The sequence below is a fragment of the Roseovarius salincola genome, assembly GCF_026891095.1.
Taxonomy (GTDB): Bacteria; Pseudomonadota; Alphaproteobacteria; order Rhodobacterales; family Rhodobacteraceae; genus Roseovarius; species Roseovarius salincola.
Window position 1 is genome coordinate 186,947 of sequence record NZ_JAPTNL010000004.1, and the last position, 13,783, is coordinate 200,729.

A 13,783-nucleotide genomic window follows, 5' to 3' on the forward strand; every position below is an offset into this window, starting at 1 on the left:
TTCACCTGGCCCATAACGGGGCCGCACAGACCCGAGAGGCACATGGACGGCACCAGCGATCCGGCGCATCAGGATGATGGCGGGCCATTTGGCCGCCCCCTGTTCGACAAGCCCTCGGCCCGCGCGCTCAGCCGCGTGGGCGTGGTCGATGTGGGCTCGAACTCGGTGCGTCTGGTGGTGTTCGACGGCGCCGCGCGCAGTCCCGCCTATTTCTACAACGAAAAGATCATGTGCGGGCTTGGCGCGGGCATGTCCGATACGGGGCGCCTCAATCCCGAGGGGCGCGAACGCGCGCTGGCCGCGCTCAGGCGCTTCAGGCTGCTGGGCGACGGGATGGGCACCGGGGCACTGACTGCCGTTGCCACCGCCGCCGTGCGCGACGCCGAGGACGGCGCGGAATTCCGCGACCAGGTCGAACGCGAAACCGGCATCCGGCTCTGGGTGATCGACGGGCGCGAAGAGGCGCGGCTTTCGGCGCAGGGTGTGCTGCTGGGCTGGCCCGGCTCCTATGGGCTGGTCTGCGATATCGGCGGCTCGTCCATGGAACTGGCCGAGATCGACGGCGGCAACGTGGGCAAGCGCATGTCATCCTCGCTCGGGCCGCTCAAGCTGCGTGACCTCAAGGGCGGCAAGAAGGCGCGCAAGGCGCTGATCCGCGACACCGTCGCCCGGATGCGCGAGGAACTGGGCGAGCAGAAGAACCGCCTGTTCCTGGTGGGCGGCTCATGGCGCGCCATCGCCAAGATCGACATGGCGCGGCGCGGCTATCCGCTTCAGGTGCTGCATGAATACCGCATGACCCCCAAGGCAGTGCGCGAGACCGCCAAGTTCATCGACAAGAACGACCTTGAGGAGTTGCGCAGCCGCGCCGGGGTCTCGTCGGCGCGCGCGGTGCTGGTGCCTTACGCCATCGAGGTCCTGCGCGAGGTTGTGCGCACCTTCAAGCCGCGCGACATCGCCGTATCCAGCTATGGTATCCGCGAGGGGCTGCTTTACGAACAGATGCCCCAGCAACTGCGCGACCGCGATCCGCTGATCGAGGCGTGCCGCTTTGCCGAATCCAAGGATGCCCGCCTGCCCGGCTTTGGCCGCGTGGTCTATGATTTCATCGAGCCGCTGTTCCGCTCGGCGCGCGCCGACCGACGGCGCATCATCAAGGCCGCCTGCCTTCTGCATGATGTCTCATGGCGCTCGCATCCCGATTACCGCGCCGAGGACTGCTTTGACAACGCCACCCGTGCCAACCTGGGCGGTCTCAAGCATTCCGAACGGGTCTATCTGGGCCTTGCCCTGCTGCACCGTTACTCCAACCGCCGCGAGGGGTCGCGCTTTGAGGATCTTTACGAACTGATCCCCGAGAAGGATGCCCACGAGGCCGAGGTGCTGGGCAAGGCGATGCGCTTTGCCGCGATGCTGTGGCTGCGCGAAGACGCGAAACTGGGCCATATGCGCTGGTATCCCAAGAAAAAACGGCTTGAGCTGAAACTATCGCCCGATGCCGCGCCGCTTTTCGGCGAGGTGGCCGAAGCGCGGTTCCGCTCACTCGCCGAATCGCTGTCAGCGGAGCCCGTCATCGTCACGCCCGGCGCCTGAGCCCGCGTCAGATGTCGATCTCGCCCTCGCCGGGCGGGTCGACCGCTTCGCCATCCGGGTCCAGCGGTGTCTTGCGGCGCAGAATGATATCGCCATTGGGCAGCATTTCGGGCGGATGATAGGCGTTGATATCTCCGATCCGCCCCATCAGCTCGCCAAAGGCCGGGCCCATTTCCTCGACAAAGCGCCTGAGCTCCGGGCCCATCTCCTCGGCCAGCCCGCGCAGATCGTCCATCGCCGGCTCCATCTCGCGCATGATGCCTTCCATGAACAGGCGCGCGCCGCGCTCCATCAGGGACAGGCCCTCATCCTCCGGCGCCTCCTGGGCGCTGGTCGGCAGGGCAAGGCACAGGGCCAGGGCGAAACTGAGTGCAATCCGTGTCATGACGCCAATATAGGCAAAGCCCGCAACGATTTTAAGTCGGCAGGTCAATATCCATCGTGACCGGAAAATGATCCGAGGCCATGATCAGCGCCTCGCGCAGTTCCGGCAGCTTCCAGCAGACGGGATCGTCGAACGGATGCCATATCCGCCAGACCGGATCGCGCGCCGCCAATTCGGGCGACACCATCACGTAATCCAGCAAGGCCTGAAGATATCGCTTTTCGCTGGGCAGGTAGAACCGCGCCGTGGTGCTGCGTGCCCCGATGGCGCGGGTCAGCGCGCGCCGCGCATGCGGATCGAACAGATGCGCCCCCGCCCCGGCCCCCTCGCCCATCACGATCTCGACCGAGGAGCGCCCGAACAGATGCTCATATTCGTCAAGGCCCGGACCGTCATTGAGATCGCCCAGCACGATCAGCGGCTCGCTTGCCCGCAAATGCTGCTCGATGCGGCGGCGCAGCCAGACCGCCTGCGCCTGCTGCTTGCGCCGGTTGGCGATGGCCAGCCGCATGATCTGGTCGCGCGTGCGCGCCCCGTGCGGCGCCTTGGATTTCAGATGCGCCCCGATCATGCGCAACGCGAAGCCTCCGGCGGTCTCGCAGGCCAGCTCCAGCGGCGGCTTGGAAAATTGCACCAGATCCTCGGTATCGTCGATATCGAGGTCGATACGGAAAACGCCGTCGAACCGCGGCGCCTCGCCCGACCCCTTCTTCCCGGTGGGTTCGCCAAACGGGTCATGTCGGCATGTCAGCTTGTCGGGGTCGTAAAGCAGCGCGATTTCCTGCTGCGTCTGGTTGGGAAAACCCGCCACCGCCTTTCGCGCGCGCAACCCCGCGAAAGCGGCGAATGCCTCCAGCGCGGGCTCCGTGGCACGCCGCCCGTTATCGTCTGGCGCCTCGATCACCATCACCGCATCGGCATCCATCGCCGTGAACACGATCCCCAGCGCGGCCAGCTGGTCGGCCCGGGTCACCTCATGGCGGCCAGACCATTCATCATCGGCCAGAAGCCCGCCATCCTCATCGAACAACGCATCGAACCATTCGACATTATAGGTGGCTATCCGCACCCGCGGCCTCCTCGTTGATCTCTTCCCAGGCGCGGTTGATGTCGACCATGCGCTTCTCGGCCATGCGGATCGCCTCGGGCGGCACGCCGCGCGCGATCATCCGGTCCGGGTGGCTCTCGCGCACCATCTTTTGCCAGGCCTTGCGGATCTGGGGCAAGGGCGTGTCGGGGCGCACGCCCAGCACACTGTAGGGATCGGGCTTGGCATCGGCCACGAAACGGCTGCGCAGGCGGCGGAAATCGCCCTCATCAAGGCCGAAGATCTCGGCCACCCGGCGCAGGAAGTCATCCTCGTCCGGGTGATAGGCGCCATCCGCCATGGCGATATGGAACAACCCCTCCATGAGATCGCAAAGCGTGCCATCCTGCCCGTCGAACATCCGGTGGATACGGCGGGCGTAATCCTCGAATCCCGCCACGTCCTGACGCGCAAGGTTGAAGACCCTTGCCGCGCCCGCCTCGTCCTCGCGCGCGATCTGGAACACCTCGCGAAAGGCCGTGACCTCGTCGCGCGTCACCTGCCCGTCGGCCTTGGCCATCTTCGCGCCCAGCGCGATCACCGCGATGGTGAAGGCGACACTGCGCTCGGGCGGGCTGCGCAGCTTGTCAAAGACCGCGCTCAGCCCCTCGCCCTTGGCAAGTGACGAGATCGCTTGGGATATCCGCGTCCAGATCGACATCACTCAACCTACCCGGTTTCACAATCCTTGTCAGCGCGGGATCACAGACGCTTCTGCAACAGGACAAGATCCATCCAGCGCCCGAATTTCCAGCCCACCTGCGCCAGCACCGCGATGCGCAGGTACCCCAAACGTTCGTGAAAGGCCACAGCCGATGGGTTCTCGCCACTCACCCCGGCGAACATCATGTGCATCCTTGCGCCGCGCGCATGATCCTCGATCGCGCCCAGAAGCGCGCGCCCCACACCGCGCCCGCGCGCGCCGTCGCCAAGGATAATGGTATGCTCGCCCGTGCGCGCATAGCCCGGACCACCCCGGAACTGTCCATAGGCGGCAAAACCCAAAAGCGCGCCGTCCTTCTCAGCCAACAGGAACGCATGGCCCGCCGCATTGCGCGCGGCGATATCGCCCGCCACGTCGGCGGCGGTCTTTTCCTGGCTGTTGAAGGTGATCGCCGTGTCGCGGATCACCGGGTTCCACAACGCGGCGATGGCCGGTGCATCGCCCGCCTGCGCGGCGCGGATGATCATTCCAGCACCCTCAGTCCGCCGGGCGTCGAGATTTCAGCCCTCAGCCCCGGTGCGCCGCGCTCGAACACCACGCGCGCATCCGAAAGTTCAGGCCCCAGCAGATCGGCCAGCCGCCCGGCCTCGGGATGGCTCACCACCAGCCGCGCCAGCGCACAGCCCGACGCCGCCAGCCGCGCTGCGGGATGCGCATCCCCCGCCCATTCGATCAGCGCGGGAAAGCAATTGTCGAACGCCAGCACCCCGTCGCGCGGCACCGCCATGCGCCAGCTCAGATCGCCACGCTCCAGCGCGATGGGGTCGCCCGCCCCCGGATAGCGCGTCAGCGCCGCCCCCAGATCGTCGCAGCGGCAGATCCAGCATTGCAACGCGGGCGGCCCGTCGAAGCGGTCCAGATCGAACCAGCGCGCGCCCTCGGGCGCCGGCGCCCCGGGGTCGATCGCGATCACCTCAAGGTAAATCCCGTCTTCCAGACCCAAAAGCAGGTTATGCGTGCCGAAGCGCGCGTGCTGCCCGCCCGCCTGCAGGCGTACACCCAACACCTCCTCGACCGCCGCGCGCCCCTCGTTAAGGTCGCGCGCCGCCACCGCCAGATGATCCAGTTCCAGCATCGCTCATCCCTTTCACCGCCTATCCCGTCGACGCCATGCCAAGCCGCAGCAAGGCCCAGAGCGCCACCAGGATCGTCGGCCAGAAACTGCCCGCAAAGCCGAAGACACGCAAGAGCGGCGCGCGGTGATAACCCAGCCAGAACACCAGCCGCATCAGCGCGAAACCGAACCCCAGCACCACGATCACGCCCGGCCCCGCATCGCCCAGCATGATCGCGGCAGCCGGCCAGACGCAAAGCGCGATCACCAGTTGCTCCAGCGTGTTCTGCAAGACCCGCTGATCCACGCTCGCAGGTCCCTGCAGCGCACCACCCGCAAGCATCGCCTCATCGCCAAGACGGCGCATCGCCACGCGCAGAACCATCGCCGCAAGAACCAGCCCCGGCGCCATGAATGCCATCATGATCGTCGGCATCAGCGTGAAAACCGGCAGGGTCACATGACGCGCCGCCACCCATAACAGCAGCGCGGCCCACAAAAACCCTGCCCCCGACGCCATCATCACCCGGTATCTTGTCGTCATGCCCGCACCCTTCATCTTGCTTCGAAATACTCTGAGGGTGAATTGGCCACAGGCCAAGAGGGGGCAAGGCCCCCTCCCGCTCCCGTGATCAGCCGCGCGCCGCGCGGATCAGGCGCAGGATATCCTGCGCGGCCTCCGGAATATTGGTGCCGGGGCCAAAGATCGCCTTGACGCCGGCCTTCTTCAGGAAATCGTAATCCTGTTGCGGGATGACCCCGCCGCAGATCACGATGATGTCGCCCGCGTCCTTTTCCTTCAGCGCCTCGATCAGCTGCGGCGCCAGCGTCTTGTGGCCCGCCGCCTGGCTTGAGATGCCGACCACATGCACGTCGTTGTCGACCGCATCCTGCGCCGCCTCCTCGGGGGTCTGGAACAGCGGGCCGACATCCACGTCGAAACCGATATCCGCAAAGGCGGTGGCAATCACCTTGGCGCCGCGATCATGGCCGTCCTGGCCCATCTTGACAACCAGCATCCGCGGTCTGCGCCCCTCGTCCTTTGCGAAATCCTCGACCGATTTCTGGATCGCCGCAAAGCCCTCGTCGCCCTCATAGGCGGCGCCATAGACACCGGCCAGGGTCTTCACCTCGGCGCGGTGGCGGCCGAATTCCTTTTCCATCGCCATGCTGATCTCTCCTACGGTGGCGCGTTGGCGCGCGGCCTCGACCGCCGCCTCCAGAAGGTTGCCGCCCTCGCGGGCGCGGCGGGTCAGTTCCTCGAGCGCCGCGTCGCAGGCGGCGCTGTCGCGGGTCTTGCGGATCTTCTCCAGCTGCACGATCTGCGACTTGCGCACCTTGACGTTATCCACATCCAGGATGTCGATCGGGTCTTCCTTGTCCTTGCGATACTTGTTGACGCCCACGATCACCTCGTCGCCGCGGTCGATCATCGCCTGGCGGGTGGCGGCGGTTTCCTCGATGCGCAGCTTGGGCATGCCGGATTCGACCGCCTTGGTCATGCCGCCCATCTCCTCGACCTCCTCCATCAGCGCCCAGGCCTTCTCGGCCAGGTCCGCCGTCAGGCTTTCGACGTAATAGGACCCCGCCAGCGGATCGACCACATTGGTGACGCCGGTCTCCTCCTGCAGGATCAGCTGCGTGTTGCGCGCGATCCGGGCGCTGAAATCGGTGGGCAGCGCGATCGCCTCGTCAAGCGCGTTGGTATGCAGCGACTGCGTGCCGCCCAGCACCGCGCTCATCGCCTCATAGGCGGTGCGGATCACGTTGTTGTAGGGATCCTGCTCCTGCAACGAGACACCCGATGTCTGGCAGTGGGTGCGCAGCATCTTGGAGCGATCGCTCTTGGCGCCGAACTCGCTCATCACCCGGTGCCAGAGCAGCCGCGCGGCGCGCAGCTTGGCCGCCTCCATGAAGAAATTCATGCCGATGGCGAAGAAGAACGACAGCCGCCCGGCGAACTTGTCCACATCCATGCCCGCCTCGATGGCGGCGCGCACATATTCGCGCCCGTCCGCCAGCGTATAGGCCAGCTCCTGCACCAGGTTCGCGCCAGCCTCCTGCATGTGGTAGCCCGAAATGCTGATCGAGTTGAACCGCGGCATGTTGGCCGAGGTGTATTCGATGATGTCGCTGATGATCCGCATCGAGGGCTTGGGCGGATAGATATAGGTATTGCGAACCATGAACTCCTTGAGAATGTCGTTCTGGATCGTGCCCGACAGGAGGCTCTTGTCATGGCCCTGTTCCTCGCCGGCGACGATGAAGCTGGCCAGCACCGGGATCACCGCGCCGTTCATCGTCATCGAGACGCTGACCTCGTTGAGCGGGATGCCGTCGAACAGCGCCTTCATGTCCTCGACACTGTCGATGGCGACGCCCGCCTTGCCCACATCGCCCACCACGCGCGGATGGTCGCTGTCATAGCCGCGATGGGTCGCCAGATCGAAGGCCACCGAGACGCCCTGCTGGCCCGCGGCCAGGTTGCGCCGGTAAAAGGCGTTCGATTCCTCGGCCGTCGAGAAGCCGGCATACTGGCGAATCGTCCAGGGCCGCCCGGCATACATCGTGGCGCGCGGGCCACGGGTGAAGGGGGCCTCACCGGGGATCGAGCCCAGATGCTCCAGCCCCTCGACATCCTCCTCGGTATAGAGCGGCTGGATGTCGATCCCTTCAAGGGTCTTCCATGTCAGGTCTTCCAGCGGGCGGCCCTTCAGCTCGCCCTCGGCGATCTTACGCCATTCGTCTTTCCTGCGTCCCATTTCGATGTCCTCTTGTCATCTGACCGGCGGGCGGATGTGCCTCTGCCTTTGCCGGTCCGGTTTCCTCGATCAATGTCGCCAATCCGTCCGCCCCGGCGCGCAGCCAATGCAGATCGTCGGCATATGCTTCGCGCAGCGCGGCGGTCTGCACCTTGTCGAATGGTTGCCAGCGCGCGCTGTCCGCACCTTCGCCCAGACGCGCAGGCGCGCCGCCGCGCGCCGCCACCGCCTCGCGCAGCGCCCCCAGAAGGGGCGCGCGGTTCAGCCATTCGCGCGCATGGGCGCGCGGCATCGCCTCAAGCGGGCGCGCGGCCATCACCGCCAGCCGCGCCTCGGGGCGCGACGCCAGCGCCTCATGCGTCAGCACCAGGATCTCGGCACCGCCAAAGGCGCAGGCCACATCGGCGATCACGTCGCGCCAGCCGCGCGCGCCGCGCGCCAGTGCCTCAAGGTCGCGTCCTTCTGGCAACCGGTGCCCGCGCGCCACCGCAAAGGCCAGCGCCGAACTCCAGTAACTGTCCTGCGCGCGCACCGACAGCACCACGCGATCCACGCGCCCGTCAAAAGCCTGTGCAAAACGCGCAAGCCGCAGCCCCGCATCGCCATAAAGGCTTTTTTCGCGCAGGTTGCGCCGCGCGGCACCCAGCATGTTCTCGTCGCTGACCACCAGCGCGGCACAGCCAGACCGCGCCGCCGCCTGAAGGTTGAGCATGATTCGCCCGCGCGCCCGGTCCAGCTGCGCGCGCGCATTCCGCCGTCCGGCGACCGGGATCACCCCGCTCAGGAATCCGGCCCGCGTGCGCCGCGGATGCCAGACCCCGATCCCCGCCTCGCCGAGCGCCGCCACATTGTGGCGCATGTAATGCTGAAGGCTGGATGAGGCGGTTCTGTGCGCCCCCAGATGCAACGTGATTTTCATGGTTTTTCGCGCCCTTTGCCGGATTGCCGCATGATGCGGGCTGGGGGGGTCCCCTGCCCGCCATGCTGCGCCCCGAAAGCTGAGCAAGCGATTAATGATCGAATTTTCCGTGACGCAGCGGCATTGAGCCTTCGCATTTGCGTCTTGTCCGCCTATATCTTGCCTGACAGGTAGGACCATGCAGAAAATTATAGCTCTTGTTTTCATGGCCTTGATGGCCACACCGATCGCCGCGCAAGACAGCGCCGAGGGCGATGCCGCGGGTGATCCACCCATCATTTTCTCCGCCGACGAGGTGGATTTTAATGAAATCCTCTGGATCAAACGACCGCTTCTGGTCTTCGCCGACTCGCCCGCGGATCCGCAATTCATCCAGCAGATGGAGTTCATCACCAGCCGACTCGATGCCCTGGATGCGCGGGACGTGGTGATCATCACCGATACCGACCCCGGCGCGCGCGGCGAGCTGCGCCAGCAATTCCGCCCGCGCGGCTTCATGCTGCTGCTGATGGACAAGGACGGCACGATATACCTGCGCAAACCCGCACCTTGGGATGTGCGCGAGATCAGCCGCTCGATCGACAAACTGCCCATCCGCCAGCGCGAGATGCGCGAAGAGCAGCAGGGCGACAGCTGAAGCGGCGCGCCCATCACGGCGCCCCCATCGCGACGACCAGCAGGCCGGTGACCGGATCCAGCATCATGACCGTGCCATTCTCCCCGTCATAGGCCAGCACGCTGCGCGGCCCCTCGATGGCGGCGCGAAAGGCGCTCTGGGCAACCGCGTCCATGCAGGTCCGCCCCTCCAGCGCGGCGCGGCGCATCGCCATGCCGGTGGCGCGCTCGGCATTGGCCAGCGCCACCAGCCCCGCATCGGGCGACTGGCGGCTTGAATCGAGCGCCGCACGGCCACCGCGCTTGAGCTGCACCAGCATCCCCATCGGGTCCGACACCACCGGCATCGGCGCCTTCACATCCGCCGAGGTCAGCCGGAACACCGCCGCCACGCAATCGCCCCGCGCCTCGAAGGCCAGGGTGTCGCCAATGGCGAACCACTGGTCCAGCCGGTCGCGCAAAGCGGCCTCGCTCTCGCGCGCGCAGGCGGCGGTCCATGCAAGGCCGAGCAGCGAGACAAGGGTCACCACCCTGGCCCCGCGCCACTGCGCCCGCATATGCCCGCCGCCCGCGATCATCCCTTCACTCGAACTCCATGATCACGTCATCCACCGCGAGGCTGTCACCCGGCCCGGCATTGACCTTGCTAACAACCGCCTTCTTCTCGGCGCGCAGGATGTTTTCCATCTTCATGGCCTCCACGGTGCACAGCGCCTGCCCCTCCTGAACCTCGTCGCCCACGGCCACGTTCACCGACACGATCAGGCCGGGCATCGGGCAGAGCAGCATCCTGGATGTATCAGGCGGGAGTTTCTCGGGCATTAACGCCGCCAGTTCCGCCTGACGCGGGCTGCGCACATGCACCTTCAGATCAGCGCCCCGGCTGCGGATACGGAACCCGCCCGAGATCTTGCCGACCTTCAGCACCAGGGGTTCGCCCCCGACATCGAGACGCGCCAGGCTGTCGCCCGGTGTCCAGCCGCTGGCGACGCGCAGCGTGCTGCCATCCTCGAAACTCACCGTCGACCCCTCGCGGTCGGCGGCCACGTTCACCGCGAATTCGCGGCCCTGCAACGACACCACCCAGGTCTCGCCCACATGGCGTTCGTGGTTGTCCATCCGCCCCGAAACGCGGGTACGGCGGATCTCGGCGACCCGGTGCATCGCCGCCGCGCTGGCCGCGATCCGGCGCAACGAATCCTCGCTGAGCGTCACCCCGCCGAAGCCGTCGGGATATTCCTCGGCGATGAAGGCGGTGGTGATATCGCCCGACACGAATTTGGGATGGTCCATCACCGCGCTCAGGAAGGGCAGGTTATGGCCGATTCCCTCGACCTCGAAAGCATCAAGCGCATTGCGCATCCCCTCGATCGCCTCAAGGCGCGTATGCCCCCAGGTGCACAGCTTGGCGATCATCGGGTCGTAATACATGGATATCTCGCCGCCCTCATAGACGCCGGTATCGTTGCGCACCACCGCGCCTTCGATGTCCAGCTCCCGGGGCGGGCGATATTGCGTCAGCCGCCCGATCGAGGGCAGGAAATTGCGATAGGGGTCCTCGGCGTAAAGCCGGCTTTCCATCGCCCAGCCATTGAGCTTCACATCGGCCTGGCTCAGCGACAGCTTTTCGCCTGCCGCCACGCGGATCATGTGCTCCACCAGATCGACGCCGGTGATCAGTTCGGTCACCGGATGCTCCACCTGCAGGCGGGTGTTCATTTCCAGGAAATAGAAATTGCGCTCGCCATCGACGATGAATTCCACCGTGCCCGCGCTGGCATAATCCACCGCATGCGACAGTTTCAGCGCCTGCTCGCCCATCGCCTTGCGGGTCTCCTCGTCCAGAAACGGGCTCGGGGCCTCCTCGATGACCTTCTGGTTGCGCCGCTGGATCGAGCATTCGCGCTCGCCCAGGTAAACCCCGTTGCCATGCTGGTCGCACAGCACCTGGATCTCGATATGGCGCGGCTGGGTCACGAACTTCTCGATGAAGATGCGGTCATCGCCGAAACTGCTGGCCGCCTCGTTCTTGGAGCTCTGGAACCCCTCGCGCGCCTCCTCGTCGTTCCAGGCGATGCGCATCCCCTTGCCACCGCCGCCCGCGCTGGCCTTGATCATGACCGGATAGCCGATCTGGCCGCTGATCTTCACCGCCTCATCGGCATCCGCGATCAACCCCATCACGCCGGGCACGGTGCTGACCCCGGCCTCCTGCGCGATCTTCTTGCTGGTAATCTTGTCGCCCATCGCCTCGATGGCGCCCTTGGGCGGCCCGATAAAGGCGACGCCCTCTTTCTCCAGCGCCTCGGCGAAGCGCGGGTTCTCGGACAGGAAACCATAGCCGGGATGCACCGCCTCGGCCCCGGTCTGGCGGATCGCCTCCATCACCTTGTCGATGACGATATAGGATTCATTCGCCGGGGGCGGGCCGATATGCACCGCCTCGTCGGCCATCTGCACATGCAGCGCCTGCGCGTCGGCATCCGAATAGATCGCAACGGTCTTGATACCCATTTTCCGCGCCGTCTTGATCACGCGGCAGGCGATCTCGCCCCGGTTGGCGATCAGGATCTTCTTGAACATCTCTCGTCCCTTCTTCCGGTTACTGGCCTTTCGGGGCCACAAATGAAAAAACCACCGGCGCGGATCGCACCGATGGTCACGTCATGTCTGCCGCGCGCCACGCGGGCGCGGGCGGGATTACCTGCAGCGGCCGGGATAGGCCTTGCAATAGGCGACATTGCCGGCTGCGCCCACAAGCGCACCCGTGGCGACGCTGCCGCCGATGACGGCCGACGTGCCCGCCCCTGCGCCGGCCCCCAGAAGGGCCTGTTCGCCGAAACTGTCGCCGCATGCCGCGAGGGCGAAAAGCCCGGACCCGGCAATGATCGTGATGAATGCTCTGTGCATGACTGTCTGCCTTTCGTGATGTCGCCTATGTTTGGCAATCTAACGCGCTTAGCATGCACCAGGTTCCCGGCTTCGTCAAAACCCTGCGCATACCCGACATCGCCCCGGGCAAGGCTACGCAAGACCGGCGAAGCCGCTGAAATCCCCGAAAAAACGGACGGTGGGCGCACAAGGCCGCCGCACCGCCCGTCAGGGGAAGGGTAACGGATCAGACAATCAGTCCCGGCCCGAAGGGGATGGGCCTCCACTACAGGGTCAGCATGGCCGCGCCACACGGCCCCTGCCAAGCCGGGCGCGCGCCCATCCGGCAATTCGGCTGCATTTCGCGTATCCCGCCGTGCCTTGGGCAGGAACCTGCCGCCCGGCACCGCATCCTGCGCTCTCACCATTCCTCGTCCTCCTCGAAGACCTCGGGAAAGGCGGCGCGCGCAGCGGCCACGTCGATCACCAGAAGCGCCTCGTAGCTTGCGGGATCGAACGGGTCTTCGGCGGGCTTGACCTCGCGGCCGAACAGCCAGCTCAGCCGCCCGGCATCCAGATTGCCGCGCTCAAAGGGCTCTTCGCCGAAATGCTCCCAAAGCGCCGCCATGAAGGCCAGATCGGCGCGTCGGTCGGCGGGCCTGCGGTCACGGTAACGCTCGCGCCGGACGATCTCGGTGGCCCCCTTGGGGTTGGCGCGCCGGATGGTGAACTGGAAATCCGTGCTCGGCAGACGGCCGGGGAACCCGCGATGCTTCAGCATGGCGCACCTGCTTTCAGCAAGCCGGACAGGCCGGTTTCCACGCACCCGCGATTCGCCGCGCGATTCGAGGCGCGGTGCGGTGTCCTGACAGGTTTTCCGGGGATGGGTTCGGCGCGAGTCACATCGCGACCTGACGCGCTCAGCCTTGCGCGGGGGGACGGGACAGGCCCGAAGGCCTGTCCCCGCAATTCCGAATCGGAATTACTTGTACTTACCGGTGTAAACCGGCTCTTCCGATACGGGCTCGACGACCACGAACTCTTCTTCTGCTTGCTGCTGCTGTGCGCATGCAGCGACAAAGGCAACCAGGCCAATGGCCAGAATGCTCTTGATGCTCTTCGACATAAGTGTCTCCTGTCTTCTTGATCGGACAAACGCAGCGTTAATCGCCCCATCTGCCCCAGTTCCGAGGTATGGGTTACTTGGGTGCAACCGATGGCCAACATAGCGGAATTATTTTGGAATGCATATGCGGCATGCGCAAACGCGTCCGTATGTGGCGGCAAAGCCTCAACTGGCGCAGGAAATGCGGTTTTCTTCGCAAAATCTAGTGGTTGCATCAGAAAACCTCCCAGATGCAGGTGCCATTCTCGATCCTGTAAGCCTCGAACACCTGCTTTACCTCGGGGTCGATCACCCCGAAGACAGATTCGCGGTCGGCGACCGATATGATGACCTGCGCAGGTTCAGGCCCGATCGGCGACAGGCGGGGCACCGCGTAGGTTGTGCACAGATGCTCAAGATCGGCCATGATAGTTTCGAACTCTTCCTCGCCGGTGAATCCGGGCACCACGAATCGGAAACGATAGGTCAGCCCCTGCCCCGGACGGTCCCAGAGCATTTCGTGAAACGTGGCCTCCAACCCCGAGGGCAGGACAAGGCGCTCCTCCTTCGCCTTGTCCGCCTCGCCCGCGGCGGCACCGGCCACCAGGGCCAGCGTCAGCGCCGCGGCGGGAATATGAATCCCCAGGGGCCTCACCCCGCGCGCTCCC

At 65.6% G+C, this 13,783-nt stretch carries 16 protein-coding genes; 2 read left to right on the top strand and 14 right to left on the bottom strand.

Translation table 11 applies throughout. The annotated features are described in order from the left end of the window. The first annotated feature begins 42 nt into the window (after nucleotides 1-42). Nucleotides 43-1,593: a Ppx/GppA family phosphatase gene (locus N5A93_RS07535; RefSeq protein ID WP_268954459.1), complete on the top strand. Its 1,551-nt coding sequence runs from the start codon at nucleotides 43-45 to the stop codon at nucleotides 1,591-1,593. Nucleotides 1,594-1,600: 7 nt separating this feature from the next. Here the strand turns inward: N5A93_RS07535 and N5A93_RS07540 are convergent, their stop codons facing one another. The 8 genes from N5A93_RS07540 to N5A93_RS07575 all read right to left on the bottom strand — a co-directional run bounded on the left by N5A93_RS07540 (nucleotide 1,601) and on the right by N5A93_RS07575 (nucleotide 8,524). Beyond that, entirely contained in the window at nucleotides 1,601-1,978 is a 378-nt protein-coding gene (locus tag N5A93_RS07540; RefSeq protein ID WP_268954460.1) for a hypothetical protein, read from the bottom strand. 31 nt (nucleotides 1,979-2,009) lie between these two features. Further along, entirely contained in the window at nucleotides 2,010-3,047 is a 1,038-nt protein-coding gene (locus tag N5A93_RS07545) for an endonuclease/exonuclease/phosphatase family protein (RefSeq protein WP_268954461.1), read from the bottom strand. Further along, entirely contained in the window at nucleotides 3,028-3,726 is a 699-nt protein-coding gene (locus tag N5A93_RS07550; RefSeq protein ID WP_268954462.1) for a molecular chaperone DjiA, read from the bottom strand. Before N5A93_RS07550 ends, N5A93_RS07545 begins: the two co-directional genes overlap by 20 nt. A gap of 41 nt (nucleotides 3,727-3,767) precedes the next feature. Continuing rightward, nucleotides 3,768-4,256, bottom strand: a complete 489-nt coding sequence (locus N5A93_RS07555) for a GNAT family N-acetyltransferase (protein WP_268954463.1) — start codon at nucleotides 4,254-4,256, stop codon at nucleotides 3,768-3,770. Further along, complete coding sequence (locus N5A93_RS07560) at nucleotides 4,253-4,864, bottom strand: VOC family protein (protein WP_268954464.1); 612 nt, start codon at nucleotides 4,862-4,864, stop codon at nucleotides 4,253-4,255. Before N5A93_RS07560 ends, N5A93_RS07555 begins: the two co-directional genes overlap by 4 nt. Before the next feature lie 19 nt (nucleotides 4,865-4,883). After that, the gene (locus N5A93_RS07565; RefSeq protein WP_268954465.1) at nucleotides 4,884-5,387 is read right to left on the bottom strand and encodes an MAPEG family protein; all 504 of its coding nucleotides are present in this window, start codon (nucleotides 5,385-5,387) and stop codon (nucleotides 4,884-4,886) included. A gap of 88 nt (nucleotides 5,388-5,475) precedes the next feature. Next, nucleotides 5,476-7,605 carry a methylmalonyl-CoA mutase gene (gene scpA / locus N5A93_RS07570; protein ID WP_268954466.1) on the bottom strand — a complete coding sequence of 710 codons (2,130 nt, stop codon included), beginning with the start codon at nucleotides 7,603-7,605 and terminating at the stop codon, nucleotides 5,476-5,478. Continuing rightward, complete coding sequence (locus tag N5A93_RS07575; RefSeq protein WP_268954467.1) at nucleotides 7,577-8,524, bottom strand: hypothetical protein; 948 nt, start codon at nucleotides 8,522-8,524, stop codon at nucleotides 7,577-7,579. Before N5A93_RS07575 ends, scpA begins: the two co-directional genes overlap by 29 nt. A 214-nt stretch (nucleotides 8,525-8,738) precedes the next feature. Here N5A93_RS07575 and N5A93_RS07580 point away from each other — a divergent pair, with 214 nt between their 5' ends. After that, nucleotides 8,739-9,161, top strand: a complete 423-nt coding sequence (locus tag N5A93_RS07580) for a DUF4174 domain-containing protein (protein ID WP_268954468.1) — start codon at nucleotides 8,739-8,741, stop codon at nucleotides 9,159-9,161. A gap of 13 nt (nucleotides 9,162-9,174) precedes the next feature. Here the strand turns inward: N5A93_RS07580 and N5A93_RS07585 are convergent, their stop codons facing one another. The 6 genes from N5A93_RS07585 to N5A93_RS07610 form a co-directional block, all read right to left on the bottom strand. Further along, the gene (locus N5A93_RS07585; RefSeq protein ID WP_268954469.1) at nucleotides 9,175-9,717 is read right to left on the bottom strand and encodes a hypothetical protein; all 543 of its coding nucleotides are present in this window, start codon (nucleotides 9,715-9,717) and stop codon (nucleotides 9,175-9,177) included. A 4-nt stretch (nucleotides 9,718-9,721) separates the two neighbouring features. Next, complete coding sequence (locus tag N5A93_RS07590; RefSeq protein WP_268954470.1) at nucleotides 9,722-11,722, bottom strand: acetyl-CoA carboxylase biotin carboxylase subunit; 2,001 nt, start codon at nucleotides 11,720-11,722, stop codon at nucleotides 9,722-9,724. Between the two features lie 117 nt (nucleotides 11,723-11,839). Further along, complete coding sequence (locus tag N5A93_RS07595) at nucleotides 11,840-12,049, bottom strand: hypothetical protein (protein ID WP_268954471.1); 210 nt, start codon at nucleotides 12,047-12,049, stop codon at nucleotides 11,840-11,842. 382 nt (nucleotides 12,050-12,431) lie between these two features. After that, a complete protein-coding gene (locus N5A93_RS07600) occupies nucleotides 12,432-12,791 on the bottom strand; it encodes a hypothetical protein (protein WP_268954472.1) in 360 nt (119 codons plus the stop codon). A gap of 201 nt (nucleotides 12,792-12,992) precedes the next feature. Then, complete coding sequence (locus N5A93_RS07605) at nucleotides 12,993-13,136, bottom strand: hypothetical protein (protein ID WP_268954473.1); 144 nt, start codon at nucleotides 13,134-13,136, stop codon at nucleotides 12,993-12,995. A 214-nt stretch (nucleotides 13,137-13,350) separates the two neighbouring features. Beyond that, the gene (locus tag N5A93_RS07610) at nucleotides 13,351-13,770 is read right to left on the bottom strand and encodes a DUF6497 family protein (RefSeq protein WP_268954474.1); all 420 of its coding nucleotides are present in this window, start codon (nucleotides 13,768-13,770) and stop codon (nucleotides 13,351-13,353) included. Nucleotides 13,771-13,783: the final 13 nt, after the last annotated feature.

What these genes read in the sequence shown, in the direction of transcription:
- N5A93_RS07560 (WP_268954464.1), bottom strand. Translation starts at nt 4,864, where the DNA reads ATGCTGGAACTGGATCATCTGGCGGTGGCGGCGCGCGACCTTAACGAG.
- scpA (WP_268954466.1), bottom strand. Translation starts at nt 7,605, where the DNA reads ATGGGACGCAGGAAAGACGAATGGCGTAAGATCGCCGAGGGCGAGCTG.
- N5A93_RS07600 (WP_268954472.1), bottom strand. Translation starts at nt 12,791, where the DNA reads ATGCTGAAGCATCGCGGGTTCCCCGGCCGTCTGCCGAGCACGGATTTC.
- N5A93_RS07555 (WP_268954463.1), bottom strand. Translation starts at nt 4,256, where the DNA reads ATGATCATCCGCGCCGCGCAGGCGGGCGATGCACCGGCCATCGCCGCG.
- N5A93_RS07595 (WP_268954471.1), bottom strand. Translation starts at nt 12,049, where the DNA reads ATGCACAGAGCATTCATCACGATCATTGCCGGGTCCGGGCTTTTCGCC.
- N5A93_RS07535 (WP_268954459.1), top strand. Translation starts at nt 43, where the DNA reads ATGGACGGCACCAGCGATCCGGCGCATCAGGATGATGGCGGGCCATTT.
- N5A93_RS07550 (WP_268954462.1), bottom strand. Translation starts at nt 3,726, where the DNA reads ATGTCGATCTGGACGCGGATATCCCAAGCGATCTCGTCACTTGCCAAG.
- N5A93_RS07575 (WP_268954467.1), bottom strand. Translation starts at nt 8,524, where the DNA reads ATGAAAATCACGTTGCATCTGGGGGCGCACAGAACCGCCTCATCCAGC.
- N5A93_RS07540 (WP_268954460.1), bottom strand. Translation starts at nt 1,978, where the DNA reads ATGACACGGATTGCACTCAGTTTCGCCCTGGCCCTGTGCCTTGCCCTG.
- N5A93_RS07605 (WP_268954473.1), bottom strand. Translation starts at nt 13,136, where the DNA reads ATGTCGAAGAGCATCAAGAGCATTCTGGCCATTGGCCTGGTTGCCTTT.
- N5A93_RS07590 (WP_268954470.1), bottom strand. Translation starts at nt 11,722, where the DNA reads ATGTTCAAGAAGATCCTGATCGCCAACCGGGGCGAGATCGCCTGCCGC.
- N5A93_RS07580 (WP_268954468.1), top strand. Translation starts at nt 8,739, where the DNA reads ATGGCCACACCGATCGCCGCGCAAGACAGCGCCGAGGGCGATGCCGCG.
- N5A93_RS07585 (WP_268954469.1), bottom strand. Translation starts at nt 9,717, where the DNA reads ATGATCGCGGGCGGCGGGCATATGCGGGCGCAGTGGCGCGGGGCCAGG.
- N5A93_RS07565 (WP_268954465.1), bottom strand. Translation starts at nt 5,387, where the DNA reads ATGACGACAAGATACCGGGTGATGATGGCGTCGGGGGCAGGGTTTTTG.